The 24,976-nt window shown below is 65.8% G+C and carries 21 protein-coding genes and 1 other RNA gene; 6 read left to right on the forward strand and 16 right to left on the reverse strand.

From position 1 onward, the window contains the following. Positions 1–62 precede the first annotated feature (62 nt). The 6 genes from mraY to rsmH form a co-directional block, all read right to left on the reverse strand. Complete coding sequence (mraY, locus tag UNPF46_RS02110; RefSeq protein WP_100178481.1) at positions 63–1,166, reverse strand: phospho-N-acetylmuramoyl-pentapeptide-transferase; 1,104 nt, start codon at positions 1,164–1,166, stop codon at positions 63–65. Between the two features lie 166 nt (positions 1,167–1,332). Further along, positions 1,333–2,712, reverse strand: a complete 1,380-nt coding sequence (locus UNPF46_RS02115) for a UDP-N-acetylmuramoyl-tripeptide--D-alanyl-D-alanine ligase (protein WP_142248876.1) — start codon at positions 2,710–2,712, stop codon at positions 1,333–1,335. Next, complete coding sequence (locus UNPF46_RS02120) at positions 2,709–4,166, reverse strand: UDP-N-acetylmuramoyl-L-alanyl-D-glutamate--2,6-diaminopimelate ligase (protein ID WP_142248877.1); 1,458 nt, start codon at positions 4,164–4,166, stop codon at positions 2,709–2,711. Before UNPF46_RS02120 ends, UNPF46_RS02115 begins: the two co-directional genes overlap by 4 nt. An 84-nt stretch (positions 4,167–4,250) precedes the next feature. Then, positions 4,251–5,993 carry a peptidoglycan D,D-transpeptidase FtsI family protein gene (locus UNPF46_RS02125; protein ID WP_097663116.1) on the reverse strand — a complete coding sequence of 581 codons (1,743 nt, stop codon included), beginning with the start codon at positions 5,991–5,993 and terminating at the stop codon, positions 4,251–4,253. Continuing rightward, positions 5,990–6,382: a cell division protein FtsL gene (gene ftsL, locus UNPF46_RS02130; protein WP_097663117.1), complete on the reverse strand. Its 393-nt coding sequence runs from the start codon at positions 6,380–6,382 to the stop codon at positions 5,990–5,992. The genes UNPF46_RS02125 and ftsL overlap by 4 nt, the downstream gene beginning before the upstream one ends. Positions 6,383–6,385: 3 nt before the next feature. Then, positions 6,386–7,375 carry a 16S rRNA (cytosine(1402)-N(4))-methyltransferase RsmH gene (gene rsmH, locus UNPF46_RS02135; protein WP_174719049.1) on the reverse strand — a complete coding sequence of 330 codons (990 nt, stop codon included), beginning with the start codon at positions 7,373–7,375 and terminating at the stop codon, positions 6,386–6,388. 526 nt (positions 7,376–7,901) lie between these two features. Here rsmH and UNPF46_RS02140 point away from each other — a divergent pair. Beyond that, positions 7,902–8,684, forward strand: a complete 783-nt coding sequence (locus UNPF46_RS02140; RefSeq protein ID WP_100178476.1) for an N-acetylmuramoyl-L-alanine amidase — start codon at positions 7,902–7,904, stop codon at positions 8,682–8,684. 168 nt (positions 8,685–8,852) lie between these two features. On the opposite strand, the gene UNPF46_RS02145 is transcribed toward UNPF46_RS02140, so the two are convergent. Then, positions 8,853–10,085, reverse strand: coding sequence for an RNA polymerase sigma factor (locus UNPF46_RS02145; protein ID WP_142248878.1), 1,233 nt, complete (start codon positions 10,083–10,085; stop codon positions 8,853–8,855). Between the two features lie 13 nt (positions 10,086–10,098). Next, positions 10,099–10,452, reverse strand: a complete 354-nt coding sequence (locus tag UNPF46_RS02150) for a YciI family protein (RefSeq protein WP_142248879.1) — start codon at positions 10,450–10,452, stop codon at positions 10,099–10,101. A gap of 149 nt (positions 10,453–10,601) precedes the next feature. Here UNPF46_RS02150 and rnpB point away from each other — a divergent pair. Further along, positions 10,602–11,028: RNase P RNA component class A (gene rnpB, locus UNPF46_RS02155), an RNA gene on the forward strand. A gap of 243 nt (positions 11,029–11,271) precedes the next feature. Here the strand turns inward: rnpB and UNPF46_RS02160 are convergent. Beyond that, positions 11,272–11,985 (reverse strand): alpha/beta fold hydrolase, encoded by a 714-nt coding sequence (locus UNPF46_RS02160; RefSeq protein ID WP_181769731.1) that lies wholly within the window; start codon positions 11,983–11,985, stop codon positions 11,272–11,274. Positions 11,986–12,055: 70 nt separating this feature from the next. Continuing rightward, positions 12,056–12,520, reverse strand: coding sequence for a DUF983 domain-containing protein (locus tag UNPF46_RS02165; RefSeq protein WP_283811649.1), 465 nt, complete (start codon positions 12,518–12,520; stop codon positions 12,056–12,058). Positions 12,521–12,569: 49 nt separating this feature from the next. Between UNPF46_RS02165 and UNPF46_RS02170 the strand changes: the two genes are divergently transcribed. Next, complete coding sequence (locus UNPF46_RS02170; RefSeq protein WP_181769732.1) at positions 12,570–13,940, forward strand: aminotransferase-like domain-containing protein; 1,371 nt, start codon at positions 12,570–12,572, stop codon at positions 13,938–13,940. 7 nt (positions 13,941–13,947) lie between these two features. Here the strand turns inward: UNPF46_RS02170 and UNPF46_RS02175 are convergent, their stop codons facing one another. Beyond that, positions 13,948–14,208 carry a hypothetical protein gene (locus UNPF46_RS02175; protein ID WP_174719046.1) on the reverse strand — a complete coding sequence of 87 codons (261 nt, stop codon included), beginning with the start codon at positions 14,206–14,208 and terminating at the stop codon, positions 13,948–13,950. A gap of 220 nt (positions 14,209–14,428) precedes the next feature. Here UNPF46_RS02175 and UNPF46_RS02180 point away from each other — a divergent pair, with 220 nt between their 5' ends. Together UNPF46_RS02180 and UNPF46_RS02185 are read left to right on the forward strand one after the other, a co-directional pair. Next, entirely contained in the window at positions 14,429–15,172 is a 744-nt protein-coding gene (locus UNPF46_RS02180; protein ID WP_100178469.1) for a sulfite exporter TauE/SafE family protein, read from the forward strand. Between the two features lie 125 nt (positions 15,173–15,297). Continuing rightward, complete coding sequence (locus UNPF46_RS02185) at positions 15,298–16,065, forward strand: FkbM family methyltransferase (RefSeq protein ID WP_142248882.1); 768 nt, start codon at positions 15,298–15,300, stop codon at positions 16,063–16,065. Here UNPF46_RS02185 and UNPF46_RS02190 read toward each other — a convergent pair. The 5 genes from UNPF46_RS02190 to UNPF46_RS02210 all read right to left on the reverse strand — a co-directional run bounded on the left by UNPF46_RS02190 (position 16,062) and on the right by UNPF46_RS02210 (position 24,129). Further along, complete coding sequence (locus tag UNPF46_RS02190; protein WP_142248883.1) at positions 16,062–17,336, reverse strand: O-antigen ligase family protein; 1,275 nt, start codon at positions 17,334–17,336, stop codon at positions 16,062–16,064. The genes UNPF46_RS02185 and UNPF46_RS02190 overlap by 4 nt on opposite strands. Before the next feature lie 65 nt (positions 17,337–17,401). Beyond that, complete coding sequence (locus UNPF46_RS02195; protein ID WP_142248884.1) at positions 17,402–18,808, reverse strand: MATE family efflux transporter; 1,407 nt, start codon at positions 18,806–18,808, stop codon at positions 17,402–17,404. 82 nt (positions 18,809–18,890) lie between these two features. Then, the gene (locus UNPF46_RS02200) at positions 18,891–20,690 is read right to left on the reverse strand and encodes an ABC transporter ATP-binding protein (protein ID WP_142248885.1); all 1,800 of its coding nucleotides are present in this window, start codon (positions 20,688–20,690) and stop codon (positions 18,891–18,893) included. Positions 20,691–21,201: 511 nt separating this feature from the next. Further along, the gene (locus tag UNPF46_RS02205; protein ID WP_100178465.1) at positions 21,202–22,785 is read right to left on the reverse strand and encodes a DHA2 family efflux MFS transporter permease subunit; all 1,584 of its coding nucleotides are present in this window, start codon (positions 22,783–22,785) and stop codon (positions 21,202–21,204) included. Positions 22,786–22,815: 30 nt separating this feature from the next. Then, entirely contained in the window at positions 22,816–24,129 is a 1,314-nt protein-coding gene (locus UNPF46_RS02210; RefSeq protein ID WP_142248886.1) for an HlyD family secretion protein, read from the reverse strand. Between the two features lie 196 nt (positions 24,130–24,325). On the opposite strand from UNPF46_RS02210, the gene UNPF46_RS02215 reads away from it, so the two are divergent. After that, a complete protein-coding gene (locus tag UNPF46_RS02215; protein WP_142248887.1) occupies positions 24,326–24,961 on the forward strand; it encodes a TetR/AcrR family transcriptional regulator in 636 nt (211 codons plus the stop codon). Positions 24,962–24,976 lie beyond the last annotated feature (15 nt).

Here is a 24,976-nt window from a genome sequence, read left to right on the forward strand (position 1 = left end):
CTCGAGATTCCGGATCGCCGCTTTGCGTCGTCCGGAATGACGATCCTGAATCAGCACCGCGATCACCGCAGCTTCAGCGTGGAGAGGCCGGCGAGCGCCAGCATCACCGAGATGATCCAGAAGCGGATCACGATCTGCGGCTCGGTCCAGCCGAGCTGCTCGAAATGGTGATGGATCGGCGCCATCCGGAAGATGCGCTTGCCGGTGAGCTTGAACGAGACCACCTGCACGATGACCGAGACCGCCTCGAGCACGAACAGGCCGCCGATCACCGCGAGCACGATCTCGTGCTTCACCGCGACCGCGATCGCACCCAGCATGCCGCCAAGCGCGAGCGAGCCGGTGTCACCCATGAAGATCGAGGCCGGCGGCGCGTTGAACCAGAGAAACCCGAGGCCGGCGCCCAATAGCGCACCGCAGAGCACCGCGAGCTCGCCGGTGCCGGCGACATATTTGATCTGGAGATATTCGGCGAACACGGCGTTGCCGGCGAGATAGGCGATCATCGCAAAACTCGCGGTCGCGATCATCACCGGCACGATGGCGAGGCCGTCGAGACCGTCGGTGAGATTCACCGCGTTGCCGGAGCCGACGATGACGAAGGCGCCGAAGATGACGAAGAACCAGCCGAAATGCAGCACGGTGTCCTTGAGGAAGGGAATCGTCAGCGCGGTCGAGGCGGGATCGCGGTTGAGCCGCACCAGCGCGTAGCAGGCCACCAGCGCGATCGCCCCTTCGATCAGCAGGCGGAGCTTGCTGCCGAAGCCGCTCGTGGTCTGCTTGGTCACCTTGAGGTAGTCGTCATAGAAGCCGACGAAGCCGAAGCCGAGCGTCACCGCCAGCACGATCCAGACATAGGGGTTGAGCGGATTGGCCCACAGCACGGTGCCGACCGTGAGACCGGACAGGATCATCAGCCCGCCCATGGTGGGCGTGCCCTTCTTGGCGAGATGCGATTGCGGGCCGTCGGTCCGGATCGGCTGGCCCTTGCCCTGGCGGATGCGCAAATGATCGATGATCCAGGGCCCGAACAGGAACACGAACAGCGCGCCGGTGACCACCGCGCCGCCGGTGCGGAAGGTGATGTAGCGGAAGACGTTCAGGAAGGTGCGAACGGCACCGAAGCCCGGAAAAGTGTTGGAGAGCTCGATCAGCCAGTAAAACATTCAAACGGTCCTATGGCGCTTTGCACGCACGATCTGGGCCTTGATCATGGTCGTAACGTGCCTCATGCGCATTCGCTGGTCTTCATCATGGGCCGCGCGACCTCGGGAAACCGGACGGCTTCGCGCCGCAAAGGGTGGGATTCGGGAACGGCGCCTTCCAAGCAGTTTACGCCTTTGCCTGCAAGGCGGCCACCAGGCCGGGCACAAACTTGTTGACCCAGAACATCTTCTTGCTGCCCTTGACAACCACGACATCGCCCGCCTTCAGCAGGCTCGCGACCTCGCCCGGCTTCAGCGTGGCGGGATCGTCGTGCCAGCCGAGACCCTTGCCGGCCGGGAGCACATCGTAGAGGTGGCGCATCAGGGGGCCGACGCAGTAGACGGCGTCGATCCCGTCGAGATGCTTGGCGAGGGCGGTGTGATAATTGGGCGCGTCATCGCCGAGCTCCAGCATGTCGCCGAGCACCGCGATGCGGCGGCCGCCGGTGATGTTGCGGGCCTGCAGGCTTTGCAGCGCCGCAGCAACGCTGGCTGGATTGCCGTTGAAACTGTCGTCGATCACGGTGATGCCGCCGATCGCCTGCTCGACGCCGCGGCCGGTCATGATGCCGACCCGGTCGAGCTTGATCGCGAGCGTCGCCGGATCGAGATGGGCCGCACGGATCGCGGCGAGCGCAGCCAGCGCATTCTGCACGCGATGCGGCGCGCCCGGCGTCAGGCTGAAGGCGATCTCCTTCTTGCCGATCATGGCCACGATCTGCCAGCTCTCGCCATGCGGCGCGTGCGCGACCTCGTGCACCTCGGCATGCTCGCCGAAGCGCACGACCTTGCCTCTCCATTCCGACGCCTTGAGCCCGGCGGGCAGCACCAGCACGCCGTCCTCGGGCAGGCCGTGCGCGATCGACACCTTCTCGTGCCTGATGGCTTCGAGCGAGCCGAGCTTTTCCAGATGCACGGGCTGGACGTTGACGACGAGCGCCACCGTCGGCCGCGTCAATTCGCTGAGCCGTGCGATCTCGCCCTTCTGGTTCATGCCCATTTCGACGACCCAGAGGCTGGCATCGGTGCGCGCATTGCACAGCGTGAGCGGCACGCCCCAGAAATTGTTGAAGCTCGAGGGGCTGGCATAGGCGTTCGGATAGGCCGCCAGGAATTCCTTGGTGCTGGTCTTGCCCGCGCTGCCGGTGAGCCCGATCACCGGCCCGTGGAAACGGGCGCGCGCGGCGCGTGCGAGGCCCCAGAGGCCGTCGATCAGGGTATCCTTGACGACGATCTGCGGAATGCGGATGCCCGCGATCTCGTGCGGCACGATCATCGCGACCGCGCCGGAAGCTTCAGCCTTGTCGGCGAACTCCCAGCCGTCGCGGGTGCTGGCGAAGGCCGAGATAAAGCCTCCGCTCGGCGTGCCGCTCAGCGCCACGAACAGGCTGCCCGGCTTCACCAGACGGCTGTCCTGGGTGACGAAATCGATCGGAGTATTGGGGAACGGTCCGGCGGCGCCCAGCGCACGCGCCACTTCGGCAACCGTCCATATGGGCCCGCTCATGCTGTCCTCAACGTCAATGCGGCCGCGACCGCCTCGTGATCACTGAAGGGCAGCGTCTGGCCGCCGACGATCTGCCCGGTCTCGTGGCCCTTGCCGGCGACGAGCAGCGCATCGCCTTCTTCAAGTTCTTCGATCGCGGTTCGGATCGCGGCGGCACGGTCGCCGATCTCGCGGGCGCCCTTGGCCGTGGCAAGGATTGCGGCGCGGATCGCTTCCGGCTTCTCGCTGCGCGGATTGTCGTCGGTGACGATGATTCCGTCGGCGTTCTCGGCCGCGATCTCGCCCATGATCGGCCGCTTGCCGGCATCACGATCGCCGCCGGCGCCGAACACGACGATCAGTTTTCGTTTCGCGTAAGGCCGCAGCGCCTGCAACGCCTTGGCCAGCGCGTCGGGCTTGTGCGCATAGTCGACGAAGATCGGCGCGCCGTTGCGCTCACCGACCCGTTCGAGGCGCCCTTTGGCACCTTCGAGATGCTCCAGGCTCGCAAACACATCGACCGCATCGCTGCCGGTGCCGATGGCAAGGCCCGCCGACACCAGCGCGTTCTCGATCTGGAATTCGCCGACCAGCGGCAGCCGGATCGCGTAACGCTTGCCGCGATGCTCGAGCGACAGCTTCTGCGAAAATCCTTCGACCGCGGCTTCGGCAAGACAGATGCCCTCACCTGCCCCGTCGGCGTTGCGGCCAACCGCCATCACGCGCAAGCTGCGCGACTTTGCCGCAGCGATCACCTCGGCCGAGCACTCATGATCGGCCGAAATCACCGCCGCGCCGCCCGGAGGCACGAGCTCCCGGAACAGGCGGAGTTTCGCCGCGAGATAATGCGCGACGGTCGGATGGTAATCCATGTGGTCGCGCGACAGATTGGTGAAGCCACCGGCGGAGACGCGCACGCCGTCGAGCCGATACTGATCGAGCCCATGCGACGACGCCTCGAAGGCGAGATGCGTGACGCCGTCGCGCGCGATCTCGTCGATCTGCCGGTGCAGCGCGATCGGATCCGGCGTCGTCAGCGAGCCATAGACGGTGCGCTTGGGCGAGACCAGGCCGATGGTGCCGATGCTGGCTGAGGCATGCCCCAGCCGTTCCCAGATCTGGCGCGTGAAGGCGGCAACCGAGGTCTTGCCGCTGGTTCCGGTCACGGCCGCGATGGTCGCCGGCTGGGCGGGAAAGAATTCGGCTGCGGCCAGCGCCAGCGCGCGGCGCGGATTGGCGACGGCGATGAACGGCACCTTGCCGCCGGCGGGGGCATGGTCGCCGACAACGGCAACGGCGCCTGCGGCAATCGCCGCGTCGATGAAGCGCGCGCCGTCGGTCTTGCTGCCCGCGAGCGCAAAGAAGAGATCGCCCGGCTTGACCGCGCGACTGTCGAGCGCAAGGCCGGTGACGTCGAGCGCCGCGGCGGCGGGCTCGATCGCGGCGTCATTGCCTAGCAGGGCGGACAGCTTCATGGTCTTCCAGTCGACAATGCCGTGCCGGAAAGCCGAATCCCTGGGAAAATCCCGACTCAGCCGCGGCGATGGCCACCCCGTTGATTACTGGGTTGTCCTGGATGCTGCAAGAATAAGGCGGTCCGCAGGCGGCAGGTCGAACCGGGGCTCGACGCCCAGAAGCGGCGCGATCCGCTCGATCACCTTGCCGCCGGTCGGCACCGCGTTCCAGCCCGAGGTGATGAAACCCTTCGTTTCGGGAATCGCCTGCGGCTCGTCCAGCATGATCAGGATCTGATATTTCGGATCGTCGCACGGCATGATCGCCGTGAACGAGTTGAGCACGCGCTTCTTGGCATAGCGGCCATTGATGACCTTCTCGGACGTGCCGGTCTTGCCGCCGACGTAATAGCCCTTGACGTCGGCGGTCTTGGCGGTGCCGATCTCGGCGTTCAGCCGCATCAGGAACCGCATCTTGTCGCTGGTTTCCGTCTTGATGACGCGCTTGGCCATCGCCGCGGCTTCGGACTCGCTGCGCTTCATGAAGGTCGGCGGAATCAGATAGCCGCCGTTCACCAGCGCATTGATGCCCATCACCGCCTGCAGCGGCGCCACCGACATGCCCTGGCCGAACGCGATGGTGACAGTGTTCAGTTCGCCCCACCGTCGCGGCACCAGCGGCGCCGCGCTCTCCGGCAGCTCGGTGCGCAGGCGCGTCAGCTGGCCCATCTTGGCGAGGAACGCCTTGTGCGCCTCCACGCCCTGGCTAAGCGCGATCCGCGCGGCGCCGATGTTGGACGAGAAGGTGAAGACTTCCTTGGTGTTGATGAAACGTCCGAGCGGGTGGCTGTCGTGGATGGTGAACTTGCCGTAGTGCAGGTTTCCGCGCGCATCCCACGACGAGTTCAGATTGATCTTGCCGGAATCGAGCGCCATCGCCAGCGTGAACGCCTTGAAGGTCGAGCCCATCTCGTAAACGCCCGTGGTCAGGCGGTTGATGCGATCGGGATCGTGCGCCTCCTTCGGATTGTTGGGGTCGAAATCCGGAAGCGACACCATCGCCACGAGTTCGCCGGTCTTGACGTTCGAGACGATGCCGGAGGCGGCCTTGGCGTGGAACTTGTCCTTGGCCTTCAGCAGCTCGTCGCGCAGCGCGTGCTCGACGCGCAGGTCGATCGACAGCTCGATCGGCTTCTGCAGCCGGTCGGTGGCAAAGCCGGCGCGGTGGAGATCGGCGAGGCCCTGATTGTCGAGCCACTTCTCCATGCCGGCGATGCCCTGGTTGTCGATGTTGACGAGACCGATGAGGTGGGCGACCTCGTTGCCGGTCGGATAGACGCGCTTGTTCTCGCGCAGGAAGCCGATGCCGGGAATGCCGAGCTTGTGGATGGCCTGCTGCTGCTGCGCCGTGACCTCGCGCTTGAGCCAGACGAAGCCCTTGCGCGTCCTCAGGCGCTCGCGCACCTCGGCCTCGTCGAGGTCGGGCACGGTCGCGGTGAGAAGCTCGATCGCCTCGTCCTTGTCGATGATGCGGCGCGGCTCGCCGAACAGGCTCGCCGCCTTGACGTCGGTCGCGAGGATGGCGCCGTTGCGGTCGACGATATCAGGGCGTGCGGTCGCCACCACCTCCTGCGCCGCGGCGCGGCGGGCGCCATGGGCGTCAGCGCCGATTGCAAACATCACGAGCCGGCCGCCGATCAGGGCGTAGACCGAGGCGAAGGCGAGCATGGCGAGGCCAACGCGCGCGCGCGCCTTGGCGGCACGGTCGACATTGCGCCCGTAGAGCAGGCTGCGGATCAGACGTTGCCGCCAGGGTTCTATGGGTTTGGCCGGAGTCGCAGCGCTCATTGATTGTCCTCGGGCTGAGGCACGGAGCCCGTCACGGTGTCAGGGTCGCTTGCGGCTTCGATGGTGTTGAGCATGGCCCCGATCGGGTCGGGCTCGCCCGGCCTGAACATCCGCGGCGGACGCTCCGGCAGGTTCTTCAGCGAATCATATTGCGTGCCGTTGACCGGCTTGAGCTGCAGATGCCGGTCGGACAGGCCTTGCAGGCGCAGCGGCGCATCGAGCTTGGCCCATTCGGAGCGCAGCGATGCGATCGCGTCGCGCTGCTCGCGGATCTCCGCATGCAGCCGCAGCACCTTCTCGGTGCGCGCCGTAGAGTCCATCTTGATCCGGTAGACATAGGCCGCCGCGAAGATCAGCGCGCCGATGACGAGGAGGTGGATGATGCGCATGCGCTAGCCGCCCCTCAACACGTCGGAGAGCTTGGGCCAGGACGATGCCTCGTCGTCCTCATGCGCGGGCGCAGAGGTCCGCTCGGCCGCGCGCAGTTTTGCGGAACGCGCGCGCGGATTATGCGCGACTTCGTCTTCACCGGCGACGACAGGCCGCCGCGTCAGCAACTGGAAGCTCGGCGGAACTTGCGCCACCTCCGGCAGATGCCGCGAGCCGCCGCCGGTCTTCGAACGCGCAGACAAGAAATTCTTGACGATGCGATCTTCCAGCGAATGGAACGAGACCACCACAAGGCGGCCACCCGGCTTGAGCACGCGCTCGGCCGCAGCCAGCGCGGTCTGAAGTTCCTCGAGCTCCTCGTTGACGAAGATGCGCAACGCCTGAAACGTCCGCGTCGCCGGATGAATGTCTCCGGGCTTCGAGCGCACGACCCTGCCGACGAGATCGGCAAGCGCACGCGTGGTCGTGAACGGCGTTTCCTGCCGGTCGGCCACGATGGCGCGCGCGATACGGCGCGAATGCCGTTCTTCGCCGAGCTGATAAATGATGTCGGCGAGATCGCTTTCCGAGGCGCGGGCCACCACGTCGGCCGCAGTCGGGCCCGACTGCCCCATCCGCATGTCGAGCGGGCCGTCGAGGCGGAACGAGAAGCCGCGGCCGGCCTGGTCGAGCTGCATCGAGGACACGCCGACATCCATCACGACGCCGTCCACCGCGTCCACGCCCTGCGCCGCACAGACCTCGGCGAGGTCAGAGAAGCGGTGCTCGACCAGCGTCAGCCGGCCCGCGGAGCGTGCGACGAGATCAGCACCGCCGGCGATGGCGGTGCGGTCACGGTCGATCGCGATCAGGCGGGTTCCCGGGACGTCGAGGATGGCGCGGCTATAACCGCCGGCGCCGAAAGTGGCATCGACATAGATCCCGCCCGCGCGCGGCGCGAGGTGATCGATGGCCTCGCGGCCGAGCACGGGGATATGAGCAGCGGGGCTCATGTGCCAAACCTTGTGACCCAAAGCCTGCCGAGCGACCAAGCCAGATCGGGGGCGTGCCAGCCCATAGCGCCTCGAATCATTCCGCGTCGCGGCGGTTCCACGACAAAGCCCCCGTCCAGCATGATGACCGAGTCCGGTCGTCCCGGGCCGCAAACCGAGTGTTCCCAGCGGAATTTGTCGGGCAGCCATGGATTTCGAGCCAAAATACGCTTTGGCCGCCTCCGGACGCGGGTCGGCTCTTCATCCCTCAGTAACGACCCTTAGCGTTAAGAAAGCGTTGCTCGGCTCGTTACAAGTCGAAAAGGTGAAGCGGCAGTGATGCTTCATCCACACACATGCGCAAAATAGATCCGTTAACCGCGCCGCGCGATTGCGCGCGGTGGAGGGTAAAGGAATAGTAAAGAGAAGGGCTTGGCCCATTCGCGTCCGACCTGAGTTGTTTATGCCGCCGTCCGGTTCCTCCACCCCGTCTGGATCTGATTCGAAGCGTCAACGCGTTCTCCCGGTTCCCAAGGCCGCGGCGAACATGCGGACGTTCGAGCCGGACTCTTCGATCGTCTCCGACATCATCCCCTCGCCGAACTATGGCGAGCGCAACAAGGGACGGCAGCCGGACATGATCGTGCTGCACTACACCGGCATGCCCGACGTCGAGGGCGCGCTGGCGCGTTTGTGCACGGCCGGCACCGAGGTCTCGGCGCATTACGTCGTGCTGGAGGACGGCCGCATCGTGCAATGCGTGTCCGAGGCCAAGCGTGCCTGGCATGCCGGCGTCTCCTCGTGGGCCGGCGAAGACGACATCAACTCCTGCTCGATCGGCATCGAGATCATCAATCGGGGCCATGACTGGGGCTACCCGGAATATCCGCTGCGCCAGATCGCCGCCGTGATCGCGCTGTGCCGCGGCATCATGCTTCGCCGCAAGGTGCCGTCCCATCGCGTGCTCGGCCATTCCGACGTCGCGCCCGCGCGCAAGAAGGACCCCGGCGAGAAATTTCCGTGGCATTCGCTGGCCAATTCCGGGGTCGGTCACTGGGTGACGCCCGCGCCGGTCGTGCGCGGCGAGAGCCTGATGCTCGGCACCATCAGCGACGAGGTGCTGAGCATGCAGCAGGCGCTCGCCAAGTACGGCTACGGGGTGCCGCTGACCGGCAAATACGATGCCGCCACCATGGAAGTCGTCACGGCCTTCCAGCGCCATTTCCGCCCGGCGCGGCTGGATGGGGTTGCGGACCACTCGACGCTGTCGACATTGCAGGCGCTGCTGGCGAGCCTGCCGACGGATGGGACGACCGTCGCGTCGAAGTGAGGATGTGGCCGCGCAGTTCGCTCTCGTGTCCCGGACGCGCGAAGCGCGAGCCGGACCCAGTGGGCGACACGACTCGCGGCAGGATGGGCCCCGACTCTGCAGCGCATCGCACCGGACGATGCTTCGCATCGCCGGGGACGCTGCGCTGCGTCCGGGGCACGAGAACCTCTACCCCATCTCCCTCACCCGCCGCGCATACAGCCGCCGCAACGGCTCGAGCTGCGTCGCCGCAGTCGCTGCCTGATAGGCCTCGCGCGCCTCGTCCTTGCGACCCAGCCTTCGCAACAGATCCGCGCGCACCGCAGGCAGAAGCGCGTAGCCGCGGAGCCCGCCACGTGCACTGATCGCGTCGACCAGATCGAGCGCACGCGCCGGGCCATCGACCATCGACAGCGCGGCAGCGTGGTTGAGTTCGATCACCGGCGAGGGACCGATACGTAGCAAAACCCCATAGAGCCCGGTGATTTGCCGCCAGTCGGTCTGCTCATAGCTCGGCGCCCGGGCATGCAGCGCGGCGATCGCGGCCTGCACGAGATAAGGTTGCGGCAAGCCGGGCACGCGCAGTGCGTCGTCGACCAGGCGCAGACCTTCCTCGATCTGCGCACGATCCCAGAGCGAGCGGTCCTGCTCTTCGAGCAGCACGATGTCGCCGGCCGCGGTCTCGCGTCCGGCACGGCGCGCATCGTGCAGCAGCATGAGAGCGAGCAGGCCCTTGATGCCGGCGCGATCCGGCATCAGCCGATCGAGCAGGCGCGCGAGCCGGATCGCCTCGATCGCGAAATCCGGGCGCATCAGATCTGCGCCCGACGTCGCGACATAGCCCTCCGTGAAGACCAGATAGATCACCGCGAGCACGCCTTCGAGCCGCGTCGCCAGCTCTTCGCGCTCCGGCACCTCGTAGGGAATGCCGGCGAGCCTGATCTTCTGCTTGGCGCGAACCAGCCGCTGCGCCATCGCCTCCTCGCCGACGAGGAAGGCGCGCGCGACCTGCGTGGTCGACAAGCCGCAGACGGTACGCAGCGTCAGCGCGACCTGAACCTCGGGCGCGAACGCGGGATGGCAGCAGGTGAAGATCAGCCGCAGCATGTCGTCGTCGAGCATCGCCGGCGGCTCGTCGGCGGCTGGCACATTCAGCTCGATCTCGTGCACCAGTGCCTCCTGCTTGCCGCGAAAGACGGCCTGACGGCGGATGCGATCGATCACCTTGTGCCTGGCGACATTGACGAGCCAGGCGCGCGGATTGGCCGGCACCTCGCCCGCTGCCCAGCGATCCAGCGCGACGGCGAACGCATCCTGCAGCGCGTCCTCCGCCAGATCGAAATCTCCGACGAGGCGGATCAGCGTGGCCAGCGCCCGCCCCGCCTCGTCGCGAAATATCCTGTCGATCTCAGAAGGGGTCATTCCCCGCCGCCGCTCACTTGTCGTGCTCCCAGATCGGCCGCACCTCGATCGAGCCGATGCGCGCGCTGGGTATCCGGGCCGCGATCGCGGTTGCCGCATCGATGTCCCTGGCCTCGATCAGGTAATAGCCCGCGAGCTGCTCGCGCGTTTCGGCGAACGGACCGTCGGTCATCAGCGTCTTGCCGTCGCGCACGCGCACCGTCGTCGCGGTCGTGGTCGGCCGCAAGCGGTCGCCCCCCTTATAGTTGCCGCTCTGGACGATGCTTTGCGTGAAAGCCTGGTACTCGGCCAGGATCTTCTGGCTGGTCGCCTCGTCGTTCTTCGCGTACTCGGCCTCGTTCTGGTAGATCATCAGCAGATATTGCATCGCTTCACTCCTGTTGTTCGGCTGTGTCGCCGACATCCAGTCGAACGGGGCACGCAGCAGACGACATCTTCAGGATAAAATATTTCGGGCCGGGGTGCGCGGCGATCTCGGCTTGACGAAACCGATGCAAATGCCCCATGCATGCCCCGTCAGTCGGCCGGACGGCCGCTCCGGCAGGTGCCGAAAGGCCGCCGGGGAGGAAAGTCCGGGCTCCCTTGACATACGGTGCCGGATAACGTCCGGCGGGGGCGACCCCAGGGAAAGTGCCACAGAGAACGAACCGCTCCGCTTTGCCTTCGGGCTTCGCGGAGTAAGGGTGAAAAGGTGCGGTAAGAGCGCACCGCGGATCCGGCAACGGAGCCGGCATGGTAAACCCCACCGGGAGCAAAACCGAATAGGGACGGCGTAGCGGGCTGTTCGCGAAAGCGATAACGCCGCGGGGCGATGTCAGGCCCGCCGTCCGGGTAGGTTGCTCGAGGCCGTGTGCGAACACGGTCCCAGAGGAATGGCCGTCACGTATCGTTCGCGCAAGCGGGCGGTGCCCTACAGAACCCGGCTTACAGGCCGGCTGATATTCTAAAGCGTTTTCGAGCGAAGTGGTTTTCCGGTTCGCGTCAAGAAAACGCGTTAGACTAAGAAAGTGACGAGGGGTTCGATGCTGACCGCATCGGACCCCTCACCATTTGCGGAGTGCGAGCGCAGCCAATCAGATGCTGTCATTCCTGGGCACGCGAAGCGAGAGCCCGAAATCCATCGGGCGGCGCAATCGGTTGAGGAATGGATTCCGGGTTCGTGCTGCGCACGCCCCGGAATGACGAGCTAGGCGACGATCTCGTTCAGCACCTTCGTCAGCGCCTCCGGCGCCGTCACGTTCGGCGCATGGCTGGCGTCGAGCTCGACATAGCGCCACCCCTCCTCGTTCTTCGTCCGCGCCGCGAATTGCCCGAACACGTCGCCCGGCGGAATGCGGGTGCAATAGACGTAGCTGCGCGGGATCGCCGGCTCGCCATGCGCGAGCCTCAGCTTCGTCTCGAAGCATTTGACCGGCATCGCGACCCGGCGCGCGTTGAGCCAGTCGAGATCGGCCGGCGGCGTATCCGGTGGCGGCGGGTTCGGCGGGATGCGGTAGCCGTCACCGGAGGCGGCTGCCTTGCGCATCGGTTCGCGGCCGGCTTCGTTGAGGTCGAACAGCGACTGGCCGTCGCGTGGCACGAAAGCGTCGAGATAGATCAGCTGCGTCACGCGTTCGCGGGCGCGGTCGGCGACACCGGTCGCGACCATGCCGCCATAGCTGTGGCCGAGCAGCACGATGTCGCTGAGATCTTCGAATCTGATGACGTTGAGGACGTCCTCGATATGCATGTCGAGATCGATCGCGGGACTGGCGAGATGCGCGCGTTCGCCGAGGCCCGTATAGGTCGGCGTCACCAGGCGGTGACCGGCCCCGGCCATCAACGGATGCATCTTCTTCCAGGCCCACCCGCCGGACCATGCGCCGTGACAAAGCAGAAAAGTCTTCTCGCGTGCGGCCATCGGCGTTTCCATCGTTCTTGCTTGTACGATGGAGTGTAGCGGCCGCGCCCGCGATGTAAACGCCGCCAGCTCAGGCGGCGCGCGAGTCCACCTTCACAAGGACAGGCGCAAGCCCGGCGGCTTCGCGCCGCAGCTTGCCCGCCTCGAAACCGTGCATGCCGACCTGCCATTGCAGGCCGACGATGGCGCCCTTGGTCGGTTGCAGCAGCGCAAGCGAGGCGAACAGCGTCACCGGCAGCCACACCGCGAGTTGCAGCCACTCCGGCGGCGCATAGGCGGTCTCGACCGCGAGGATCGCCGGCACCACGAGATGGCCCACCACGACGATCACGAGATAGGCGGGAAAATCATCGGCGCGCTGGTGAAACAACTCCTCGCCGCAATGGTCGCAAGCGTCGGCAACCTTCAGGAAGCGGCCGAACAGATGGCCCTCGCCGCAGTTCGGACATCTGCCGCGGAAACCGCGCCACATAGCCTTCGCCAGAGAGATCGAACCGGTCGCCATGACCACACCTCTTCCTTTTTGACGATCCATACAATAATGTCTTGCATCCATACATTCAAAGGATATGGGCCTAAATTGCATGGATTGGATCCCGACAATCTCGGAGCTGTCAGGCCCGCGCTATCAACGCATCGTCGATGCCATGGAGGCCGACATTGCCGCCGGCCGGCTGGTGCGCGGCCAGCAATTGCCGACGCAGCGCGCGCTGGCAAAGGCGCTCGACGTCGATCTCACCACGGTGACGCGCGCCTACACCGAGGCACGGCGACGCGGCATCATGGAGGCGCGGGTCGGACAGGGCTCGTTCGTGTCGGAGACCAGTGCGCGTCGCGCGGTCGACCTGCCGCATCCCGTTGCGATCGATCTGTCGATGAACGTGCCGCCGCATCCGCTGGAGGCGCAACTCGACGAGCGCATCATCGCCGGGATGGAAGCCGTTCGCGCGCAATCGGGGCTGACGGCCTATCTCAACTATCAGCCGCCCGGCGGCAGCGCGCATGAGCGCGAAGTGGCCGCACGCTGGATGCGTTCACGGGTGCCGCATGCACGTGCCGACAGGCTCGTGATCTTTCCCGGCGCGCAAACCATCCTGTTCAACCTGCTCGCGCACCTTGCGCGGCCCGGTGATATCGTGCTGACGGAAGCGCTGACATTCCCCGGCATCAAGGCCGCAGCAGTGCGGCTCGGCATCAAGCTCGTCGGCGTCGCCATGGATGACGGCGGCATCCTGCCCGAAGCGCTGGCGAAGGCCTGTCGCACGTACGAGCCGAAGGCCGTCTATCTCATTCCGACGCTGCACAATCCGACCACCACGACGCTCTCGCCCGAGCGGCGCGGCACCATCGCGAAGATCATCCGCGATAGCGACACGATCCTGATCGAGGACGACGCTTACGGCCTGCTCGACCGCTCGGCCGTGCCGATCGCAAACCTCATTCCGGAGCGGACTTATCTCGCGACCACGCTGTCGAAATGCATCGCGCCGGCGCTGCGCGTTGCCTACCTGATGACGCCCGACAGCGACGCGCAGCGGGAGATGCGTGCATATTTGCAGGCGACCGTGCAGATGCCGGCGCCGCTCATGGTCGCGCTGGTGACGCATTGGATCGAACACGGGATTGCCGATCGCATCATCACCGCTATCCGCAACGAGGCGGTCGGCCGACAACAGCTCGCGCAGCGCACCCTGAAAGGCTTCCAATTCCTGGCCAAGCCCGCAGCACATCATCTGTGGCTGCGGTTGCCCGAGGGCCGGCCCGATGTCGCCGCACATCTGCTCCGCAATGGACTGGCGGTCGTCGCCGCCGATGCCTTCATCGTCGACGGGACACCGCCGCACGCGGCACGTGTCTCGCTGGGAGCGGCGCGGAACAGGTCTGAATTGACGGAAGCGCTGCGCATCCTGGTTGGCGCGCTGCAGAAGCCCGCCGACACCAGGCAGATCGTCTAGTCTGTTCTCAACGGTGGTGACGGCGGTGGCGAGGGCGAACGGCCGGGGTCGCACCTGACGGATAAGCCGCATAGGCTTCGGTCGGCGCCGCTGTCTCGCCACGGGCCGCGCGTCCCGCGGGCGTGAGCTGGCCGCCATTCAGCACATCGCGGTCAGGATGAGCGGCCTGATAGGCCGCGGGCTCCGAAAACTGAGCCTGGGCAAATGTCGGCATCAACGCCGCTGCCGACAACAATGCAGCCGCAACGGCGACGTTGGTACGGGTCATCGTCATTCTCCGTCATCTCGTTCGGGGCTGGCCGATCAGTGAGCACGATCGCGGCGATCGGCCCCGGCATTGAAGTACGACCGTCATGTAGGCGCGTCTTCCACGAACGCCCGACACCGCAGATCACGCTTGCGTGCGCGACGGATTGACTTGCACGACGGCAGCCGTGCTATGCGGGCGATGGCGATCAACAATTCGGGATCGCTGCAAAGGACACTCTGTGGACACTCTGACCTACGTCCTGCTGCCCCTGGGCGCATTGGCCGGCGGCTTCGTCTCGGGGCTGGCCGGGTTCGGCACGGCATTGATGGCGCTCGGCATCTGGCTCTACGTGCTGCCGCCCTCGCTTGCGGTGCCGCTGGTGCTGATCTGCTCGGTGATCGCGCAGACCTCGACGCTGCCGTCGATGTGGAAGAGTTTTGACCTCTCGCTGGTCTGGCCGTTCCTGATCGGCGGGCTGATCGGAGTGCCGCTGGGAACCATGCTGATCGCCACGGCCGATCCAAAAGTGTTCAAGCTGAGCGTCGGCGTTCTGATTCTGGTTTTTTCGAGCGCGATGTATCTGAACAAGCGGCCGCTCGCGATCAAGTTCGGCGGCCGGATCGCCGACGGCGCGATCGGCTTTGCCGGCGGTATTCTGGGCGGCCTCGCCGGCTTGTCCGGGCCGCTGCCGATCCTGTGGGCCAACATCCGCGGCTGGAACAAGCACGAACGGCGCGGCATCTTCCAGCTCTTCAATTTCACGGTGCTGGCGACCGCGCTGCTGCTGCAGACCGCATCGGGTCTCGTCGAGCTCAAGGTGATCTGGCTCGCGATGGTGGCGTTTCCAGGCACGCTGATCGGCGCCTGGGCCGGCGCGCGGGTCTATCACGCCCTCAACGACAAGCATTTCGGCGATGTCGTGCTCGGCCTGTTGTTCCTGTCGGGCCTCACCCTGGTCTGGAACAGCATCGGCGCGATCTAGATCGCGGCGCACCCTCGAACACCGTTGGCAGGGACGCAACGCGCGGTTGCAGCGAGTCCGGTTGCGGGCTACGGTTTGGCATTGCCTGAAGTTCATTGACGCCTGCAAGAGGATATTTTGACCCAATGGGCATTTTACGCGCCTGGCTTACGGCCACGAGCATCCGATTTCGGGTTCGTGCGCTGAAGGCGCTGCTACGCAACGAGCGGACCGAGCTCACCGCCATTTGGCAGCATCTCAAACCAGGCGATATCGCCTGCGACGTCGGCGCCAACAAGGGCAGCTTCATCTACTGGCTGTCGTGGTGGGTCCATGACGGACGGATCATCGCGTTCGAACCGCAGCCCGAACTGGCGCACGCGCTCGCCGGCATCTGCGACGTCATCGGACTTGCGAACGTGACCGTCGAAGCCAAGGCCGTTTATTCGCATTCCGGCCCGCAGGATCTCTACGTGCCGGAGGGCCATCAGCCCGGCGCCTCGCTCTGCCACGGCGACGCAAAGGCCGAGCGCGTTTCCGTGCTTACCGTGCCAGCAATCGCGCTGGACGACTACTTCAGGCCGACCGAGCGGATCGCTTTGCTCAAGATCGACGTCGAAGGCGCCGAACTTGCCGTGTTCAAGGGGGCCGAACGAATCCTGCGCAATGACGGGCCGCTGCTGGTCTTCGAATGCGAGAACCGCCACCTTGCGCCCGGTCATGTCGGCGACGTCTTCACATTTCTCGAACGCCTCGGATACGAGGGACGCTTCGTGTGCCAGCACCGGGTGCTTCCCATTTCGCAATTCGACGCGGCCAAGCATCAGCGGCAGGACGGCGACTGGTTCTGGAAGCGCAAGGACTACTGCAACAGCTTCATTTTCCGAAAGCAGTCGGCCGGATCGGTGAGCTAGGCTCGCGCCCTCTTCGCGGCGAGCGCCATGCCTCCGGCAACACCGACCCCGATCACGTAGATCCAGCCCGGGACAAAATCGAACAGATGGGTGTTGAGCAACGAGGTCAGCATGTTCTGCACCACGATCAGAAGCCCGATCCGGCAGGCCAGCCCCTCGCCGCGAAACATCGAGAGGTGCGCAAACCACAGCGCGTAGAGGGCAAGGACACCGATGACGCCCCACTGCACGGCCACGCTCAGCGTCTGATTGTGCGGATTGCCGACGATCTCGCGGCGCAGCGGGTCGTCGCGCCCATCGGCGGCCGCACTTGCAAACAGGCTGCGGATCGCGCCGGTGCCGTGGCCGATCAGCGGTGCATCGGCGACGAAGCGAAGGGACTTCCGCCAATATTCCAGCCGTGAACCCATGCCGCTGACCTGACCATCCTGCACGCTCGCCTCATAATCGGCCTGAAATTTCGCAACCGTCGTGCGCAGATGCGGCGACACAGCCAAGAGCAGCAGGGCCGCCAGCGCCATCGCGCCTGCCGCGAGCAGCGCCGCGCGCCGGCGCAGATGCAGGAGCGCGAACACCAGCACCAGGATCGGCAGCGTCACCAGCGCCGTGCGCGAGACCACGACGAAGATCATGTTGGCGAGGAATCCGATCGCGAGTACTGTGAACACCGCCGCGCTGCGGGCGCGGCCTTGCCGCAGCAGCGACACGATCGGGTAGACCAGCGCAAGCGCACAGAGCGCGAACTCCTGGCTCTGGTCGATATAGTTGCGCACCGCGATCCCGCTTTCGACCTTGTAGGGCCCGCGCGACAGATAGAGCTTCAGCGAGAGCGAGGGGTCGATGGCAACGGCAAAGGAATAGAGCATCAGGGCCGTGCAGGACGCCAGGAAGGCGGAAAACACCCAATGGCCGTAGGGCCAGCGCTCGAACTGGTAGATCAGGAGCGGAATGACCAGCAGCTTCGCTGCCGGCCCGATCGCGTGGATTCGCTCCGGCCAGGGCGCATCCGACCAGAGCGTGCCCATGACGGCGAGCACGACCAGTGCGATCGGCAGCAGGCAGAACGAGCGAAGCAGCGAGCGCGGAAATTCGCGGAGATCGAGGAAGGCGAAGGCGATCAACCAGGGAATGAGCGCGAAGATCAACCCGGTCGTGGTCCACGGCAGGAGCAACGCGATCAGCGCGACGAAGCGGGCCGGCGTGCGGTAGCGCGCCGCCCAGATCGCGGCGAGCCACGATGCCGCCTGCTGCTCCTTCGCCACCTCCGTCATCGCGCCCCTTTGACCGCCGCACGGTACTGCGAAACTAGCCGGAGCCGCGGGCCGGTCACAAGCGGCTAGGCCGGCGCACGCGCGGGCGGCGCCACGGCATCAGCCTCGGCCTGCGCTGCGGTCTCCGCCGGTCGAACCGGCGTCAGGCGCTTCCTGAATTCGCGGCGCAGCAGCCACAGGCTCAAGCCCGCCTGGAGCGTGGTCGCCGCGACCGACAGGTACCAGACGTACTCCATGCGAAAGCCCGGCCGCGTCGAGAGCCAGATCGCCGGCAGCGAGTAGGTGAACACGCGCGTCGCCGAGCTCAGGAGCACCGGCTTGGTGTTGCCGAGGGCCTGGAACATGCTCGAGCAGGTGAAGATCAGACCCTGTGCGATCATGTTGAGCGAGATGATCCGCAGGAACAGGTATGCGATCTCCATGGTCTCGCGGTCGTTCGAGAAGCCCGCTAGCAGCAGTTGCGGCCTCACCTGCGCTAGGATCATGAAGCCGGTCATCACGGTGGTGACGATCAGCGCGGCCTTGACGAAGGTTTCCCGCACACGCGCAGCGTCGGCCGCGCCGACGTTCTGGCCGGCGATCGGTCCTGCGGCCAGCGCCACCGCGAGCGCGGGCATGTGGATCAGGCCGAGCACGCGCTGCCCGATGCCGAATCCGGCCTGCGTCGCCGCGCCGAAATCGCTCAGCACGTAGTAGACGACCGCCATGAAGATGAACATCATCGCGAACTCGCCGCCGGCCGGCAGGCCGACGTTGAGAATGCGTTTCAAATGGTGCGGCTGCGGACGCCATTGCGCCGGATTGAAGGCGACGTAGCGCTCGACCTTGCGGAAATACGCCAGCAGCATCAGAGCGCCGATGGCGACCGCAATCGAACTCGCCAGCCCCGCGCCGGCAACGCCGAGCGCGTACCCGGTGCCCCAGCCCGAGATCAGCACCGGCGCCAGCGCGATGTTGATGACGACCGCGAGCACCCGCACCAACATGGCGGGGCGCACGATGCCGGTCGCGCGGAGCGCGGACGCAATCACTTGCATGACGAACTCCAGAGCGAGCGCTGGCATGAACCACAGCAGATAAGCGGTTCCCGCCTCGATCGTGGCCTGGTCCGCGGCGATCGAACGCATGTAGAAGCGAGACAGCACCGCTCCGGCGACCAGGGTCAACAGGCCGAACAGCACCGACAGCGCGACCGCCTGGTTGAAGATCAAATTTGCGTCCGCCCGATCCTTACGTCCCACGGCATGCGCCATCAGCGCGACCGTGCCGACGCCGAGCACCTGCATCAGCCCGTTGACGAGAAAGCCGGCGTTGCCGGCCGCAGCGACACCCGCAACGGCGGCATCGCCCAGGCCCGAAACGAAATACAGATCGACCAGCTGGCAGATCATGATCGAGATCATGCCGGCCATGATCGGAGGCGCCATGGCCAGGATATGTCTCACGATGGAGCCGTTCGTCAGGTCTTTCATGACATTTCATCCTTGACGGCTTCCTCGACGTATTCCTTGACGTATTCCTTGGCGGCGGGACGCTCGCCCGCCGCCGCGCGCCTCACTCTGCTGCCGCGATATGCCCGAGCTCCACCACCTGGCGCTCGAACAGGCCGCGATAGATGCCGTCCGGCTTGCGCGCGAGCACGGCGTGGGTGCCTTGCTCGACGATCTCGCCGCGGTCGAACACCAGGATGCGATCGAGGCTCTTCACCGTCGACAGCCGGTGCGCGATCACGACCGAGGTGCGCCCCTTCATCAACCGCTCCATCGCCTGCTGGATCAGCGCCTCCGATTCCGAATCGAGGCTCGAGGTCGCCTCGTCCAGGATCAGCACCGGCGCGTCCGCCAGGAAGGCCCGCGCCAGCGCCACGCGCTGCCGTTCGCCACCCGACAGCTTCACGCCGCGCTCACCGACGAGCGTGCCGTAGCCCTTCGGCAGGCGCAGGATGAAGTCGTGCGCATTCGCAAGCCGCGCCGCATGCTCGATCGCCTCGAGGCTGGCGCCCGGCCGGCCGTAGGCGATGTTCTCGGCGAGCGAGCGGTGAAACAGGATCGGGTCCTGCTGCACGATCGCGACCTGGCTGCGCAGCGATTGCTGCGTGGCGTGCGCGATGTCCTGCCCGTCGATCAGCACGCGGCCGCCGGTGACGTCGTAGAGCCGCTGCACCAGCTTGACGAAGGTGGTCTTGCCGGAGCCCGACCGGCCGACCAGGCCGACCCGTTCGCCGGCGCGGATCTTCACCGACAAGCCGTCGTACAGCGGCGCGTGATGACCGCCATAATGGAACGTGACGTCGTCGAACACGATCTCGCCGCCTTCGATCGCAATCGGCCGTGCGTCCTCAGCATCCGCAATCCCGATGGGCTCGGCGTGGATCGCCACCAACTCGTCCATGTCGTTGACCGAACGCTGCAGGTTGTTGATGTGCATGCCGACGTCACGCAGATAGGCATGGATGATGTAGTAGCTGGTCAGCACGTAGGTGACGTCGCCGGGCGAGGCGTGGCCGTACATCCACAGCAGAACCGAACCGCCAATGACCGACGCGCGCAGGCATAACAGCAGCGACAGCTGCGCCATGGCCGTGTAGTTGTAGCGGAGCCAGGTCCGCCGCACCCGCACCCGCCAGCGGCCGATGACGCGCGCAAGTCGCACATCCTCGCGCAGCTCGGCGCCGAAGGATTTCACCACCGCGTTGCAGGTGAGCGCGTCCGCCAGCGTGCCGCCGACCTTGGTGTCCCACGCGTTCGAGACCCGCGCGGCCGGCGCGATGTAGCGCGTCGAAAACACCACGGTGATGGTGACGTAGAAGATCGCCCCCACCGCGATCACCACGCCGAGCGACGCCCAGTGCAGGCCGATCAGGACCATCGAGCCGATCAGCACCAGCAGCGACGGTGCCAACGCCATCAGGATGGTGTCGTTGAGCAGGTCGAGCGCCCACATGCCGCGCGTGATCTTGCGCACTGTGGAGCCCGCGAAGGAGTTGGCGTGCCAGTCGGTGGAGAAACGCTGCACGCGTGTGAAGGTCTCCTGCGCGACGTCCGACATGGTCTTGAGCGTGAACGGCACGATCGCCTGCAGGCCGGTCAACCGCAGCACCACGGCGGCCGCGCCCAGCGCCACGATGGCGCCGAAGGCCACCAAAGCCGCATGGCGTGCAGCAGGATCGGACGGGCCGCGCGTCAGCGCGTCGACCAGCTGTCCCGAGAATACGGGCATGAACAGGTCGGCGACGGTCGCACCCAGCAGGCCACCGGCCACGATGAGCCCCCGCCCCGGCTGTTTCAGCCAGTGCCGGAACACGAAGGGCAGTACCACGCGTATCGCCGCGGGCTTCTTGGACAGAGCGGTCATGACATCATCCGGCCGCTTTGTGCGGGCCGGCTCCATCGATGGACGCGGGCCGGCCGCGAGGGCCGGACGGGCGTCACTTGAAGTTGGCTTTGACTTGGGAAGAGGAGCGATCGGGACGTGGCGCCCAATCGAAGCTGGCGGAAGAGGCCTCTAGCAGGCCGCGTACATACCGAACCAGACGATCATCGAGCGCGGGCGTACGATCTGCGAATGCGACGAAATCATGCAAATCCCTCCCGGTTCGATTGAATGAGGTGCGCTTTATAGATGTGCCGCTCGCGCTTTGCAACGGGGCTCGCGCGAGATCACGGATGAGTGTTGCAATTTGGTTTGCGGAGTAGCGCACCGCTTGGGTGGGCGTTGCTCCCACCTCATCTCCGCTGTCATGCCCCGGCTCGACCGGGGCATCCAGTACGCCGCAGCGCATGTGGCGACAGCGAGCACTCCAACGCCGGCCTCTGGGATACTGGATCGCCCGGTCAAGCCGGACGACGACAGCGAGTGCGTGGGCTCAGTGCGCGTCGCCGCCGGCGGTCGGCGAGACCGGCTTGCTCAGCAGCGTCACCAGCAGGCTGAGGCCGAGATAGAACAGCGTCAGCACGAAGAAGGCATCGCCGAAGCTCATCACCACGGCCTGGCGGTGCACGAGCTGGGAGAGCTGTTTCATCGCCATCAGCGTGGAATCGCCGAGCCCCTGGAACTTCTGCATGAACATCGTGAGGGTTTCGGTCGCGGTGGCGTTGCCCCAGGTCACGCGCTCCTGGAGGCGGGTGATGTGGAGGTCAGTGCGGTCGTTGAGCACGGTGTTGATGACGGCGAGCCCGACCGCGCCGCCGAGATTGCGCATCAGGTTGAACAGGCCCGATGCGTTCTTCACCCGGTCGGGCGCCAGCGTGCCGAGCGCGATGTTGTTGGTCGGCACCATCGCGAACATCATGCCGACACCGCGCAGGATCTGCGGCACCAGCAGCTCGTAGAAATCGTAGTCGCGGGTGATCCAGGTCATCTGGTAGGAGCCGATCGCAAACACGACGAGGCCGAATGCGATCATGTAGCGCATGTCGATCTTCACCATGAGACGGCCGACCAGCGGCGCGATCAGGAACATGGTGATGCCGGAGACGAACATGGTCTCGCCGATCATCAGCGCGCTGTAGCCGCGCACCTCGGCGAGATAGCGCGGATAGATGTAGGTCAGGCCGTAGAGGCCGATGCCGATGCAGAACTGCAGCACGCAGCCGATCGCGAAATTGCGGTTGGAGAAGGTACGCAAATTGACGATCGGCTCGGCCGCCGTGAAGACGCGCCAGAAGAAGGCGATCGCCGAGATCGCGCAGATCCACGCGCAGATCGCGACCGAGGTATCCTGCAGCCATTCATATTGCGGCCCCTCCTCCAGCACATATTCGAGCGTGCCGAGGAAGCCGGCCATGAACGACAGGCCCCACCAGTCGAAGCGGTCGAGCAATTCGAAATGCGGCTCGTCGAAATCGACCAGCGCCAGCACGCCCAGCGTGATGCCGATGCCGGGCACGACGTTGATGAAGAACAGCCAGTTCCACGACATCAGGTCGGTGATGTAGCCGCCGACCGTCGGCCCGATCGTGGGCGCGAGGGTCGCGACAAGCCCGATGATGGGACCGACGATGTGGAACTTCGACCGCGGGAACACGGTATAGGCCGAGGCGAACACCGTCGGGATCATGCCGGCGCCGAGGAAGCCCTGCAGCGCGCGCCAGAGGATCATCTCCTCGATGGTCGTGGCAAAGCCGCAGAGCAGGCTCGAGATGGTGAAGCCGGCCGCCGAGATCGCGAACAAGAGCCGCGTGCCGAAGGCGCGCGACAGGAATCCCGACAGCGGGATCGCGATGACTTCGGCGATCAGATAGGCGGTCTGCACCCAGGAGACTTCGCTGGAGCTCGCCGACAGGCCAGCCTGGATTTCGCTCAAGGACGCCGAGACGATCTGGATGTCCAGGATCGACATGAACATCCCGAACACCATGATGATGAAGGCGAACAGCCGCTTCGGCGCGATGCGGTCCGAAGCAGGGGCCGCCATCATGGCAGGTGATGCAGTCGTGGCATTGGCCATGGTCCGACCTCGCAGCGCTGGGATCGCGATTTACTGCGGGTGGATCGCGGTGGGATCGTCGAGATCGACCTCGCTGTCGGCGTCGGCTGCGCCCTTGTTGGTGTCGACGGTGGCGTAGACCGACATGCCGGCGCGGAGCAAATTCTGCTTCGCCACCGACTTCGGCACGCGGATGCGGACCGGCACGCGCTGCACGATCTTGGTGAAGTTGCCGGTGGCGTTGTCGGGCGGCAGCAGCGTGAACACCGAGCCCGCGCCCGCCGCGATGCTGTCGACCACGCCGGAGAACTTGCGCATGCCGTAGGCATCCACCTTGATCATCACCGGCTGGCCGGGACGAATGCGCTTGAGCTGCGTTTCCTTGAAATTGGCGTCGATATAGACCTCGTCGAGCGGCACGACATTGCCGAGGCGCTGGCCGACCGCGACGAAGTCGCCGGTGTTGACGAGACGGTTCGAGAACGTGCCGTCGACCGGCGCACGCACCGCGGTGAAGCTGAGATCGCGCTCGGCCTTGGCGAGCGTGGTCTTGAGCTCGGCGAGCTGGGCTTGCGCTTCGGCCTGCTGGGCCTTGGCGACATCGACATTGCTGACGGCAACGTCGTAGGCGGCCTGCGCGGCCTTGACCGCGGCGGCGCCCTGGTCACGACCGGCCTCCGAACTCTCGAAGGTGGCGCGCGAGGCAAATCCCTTGTTACTGAGGGCCTGCTGGCGCTCGTAATCGAGATCGGCCCGCTTGAGGCCCGCCTGGGCCGAGACAAGCTGCGCCTTGGCCTGCGCCACCAGGCTGTCGAGCGCCGCGATCTGGCGGCCGATGCGATCGATGGTGGCCTGCTGGGTCGCGATCTTCGTCGCGGCGGCATCGACCGCGATCTTGTAGTCACCGTCGTCGATGCGCAGGACGATGTCGCCGGCTCTCACCGGCGTGTTGTCGCCGGCGAGGACCGCGGCGATGTGTCCGGACACGCGCGCGCCCAGCATGGTGTTGTTGGCACGGACATAGGCGTCGTCGGTGGAGATGTAGAAGCGGCCGACCAGCGTGTAGTAGCCGGCGTAGCTCGCGGCCGCGAGCGCCAGCACCAGACCAACGCCCATCAGGACGAACTTGCGCTTGCCGGCTTTGGCAGCGCCGGCGGCGGGTACGTCCCGTGCGGATGCGGCCGGCTTGTCGGTCACGGGCTTTTCCGGCGCCTCAGCGGTGCGGCGCTTGGCCTCCTCGGCCACATGGGCGCGCAATTGCTCGGCAAGGGGTGCAGAGCCCTCGATCGCAGCGTCACCACCCGCGTGCTCCTCCACCGCTTCCTGGCGAAGGACGCGCGCAGCCTGGTCTCTCGATACGGCCATAAAGGCCTCCCCAAAAAACGCGATCAAGGAGACGGCAGGCCTCTGGCCCGCTCTCCGCTCGCTGATCCAAATACCATTGACCGAACGGTTCGGTCAATATACATAATATTCCCGGCCGAACCCTACTGACGAGAATCCTTTATTCGGGTTTCATGGCCGCAGACCCGACTCAAAAACCTTCCGAGACCCTGAACCAATGGTTGTAGCCGGCCACGACCAACTGCACGTCATCCAGGAGGAGGAGGGCTCCAAGCGTCGTCAGATCCTGGACGGCGCCCGCAAGGTGTTCATGGATCTCGGTTTCGACGGCGCCAGCATGGGCGAGATCGCGCGCGCGGCGCAGGTCTCCAAGGGCACGCTCTACGTCTACTTCGCCGACAAATGCGCGCTGTTCGAAGCCATCCTCGAGCAGGAGGCACTCCAGCACGGCCAGGTCGTGTTCAATTTCGATCCCGCGCGCGATGCCGAGACCACGCTGAAGGAGTTCGGCCTCGCCTATCTTCACCTGGTCTGCCGGCCCGGTGGCGGATCGGCGATCCGCACCGTGATGGCGATCGCCGAACGCATGCCGGATGTCGGCCGCCGCTACTATGCGCGCGTGCTCGACAAGAGCATCAACCGCCTCTCCGCCTATCTCCAGGCCCGCGTTGGTTCCGGCAATCTCGATATCGACGATTGCGACCTTGCCGCCTCCCAGTTCATGGAACTGTGCAAGGCTTCCCTCTTCCTGCCCTTCGTGTTCCAGGCCGCGCCCGCGCCATCGGTGGAGCGCATGACCGAGGTGGTCGGCAGCGCGACGCGGATGTTCCTGGCGGCGTATCGGACGAAGTAACGGCGCGTTGCGCAG

Source organism: Bradyrhizobium sp. UNPF46, from assembly GCF_006658625.1.
GTDB classification, from domain to species: domain Bacteria; phylum Pseudomonadota; class Alphaproteobacteria; order Rhizobiales; family Xanthobacteraceae; genus Bradyrhizobium; species Bradyrhizobium nitroreducens.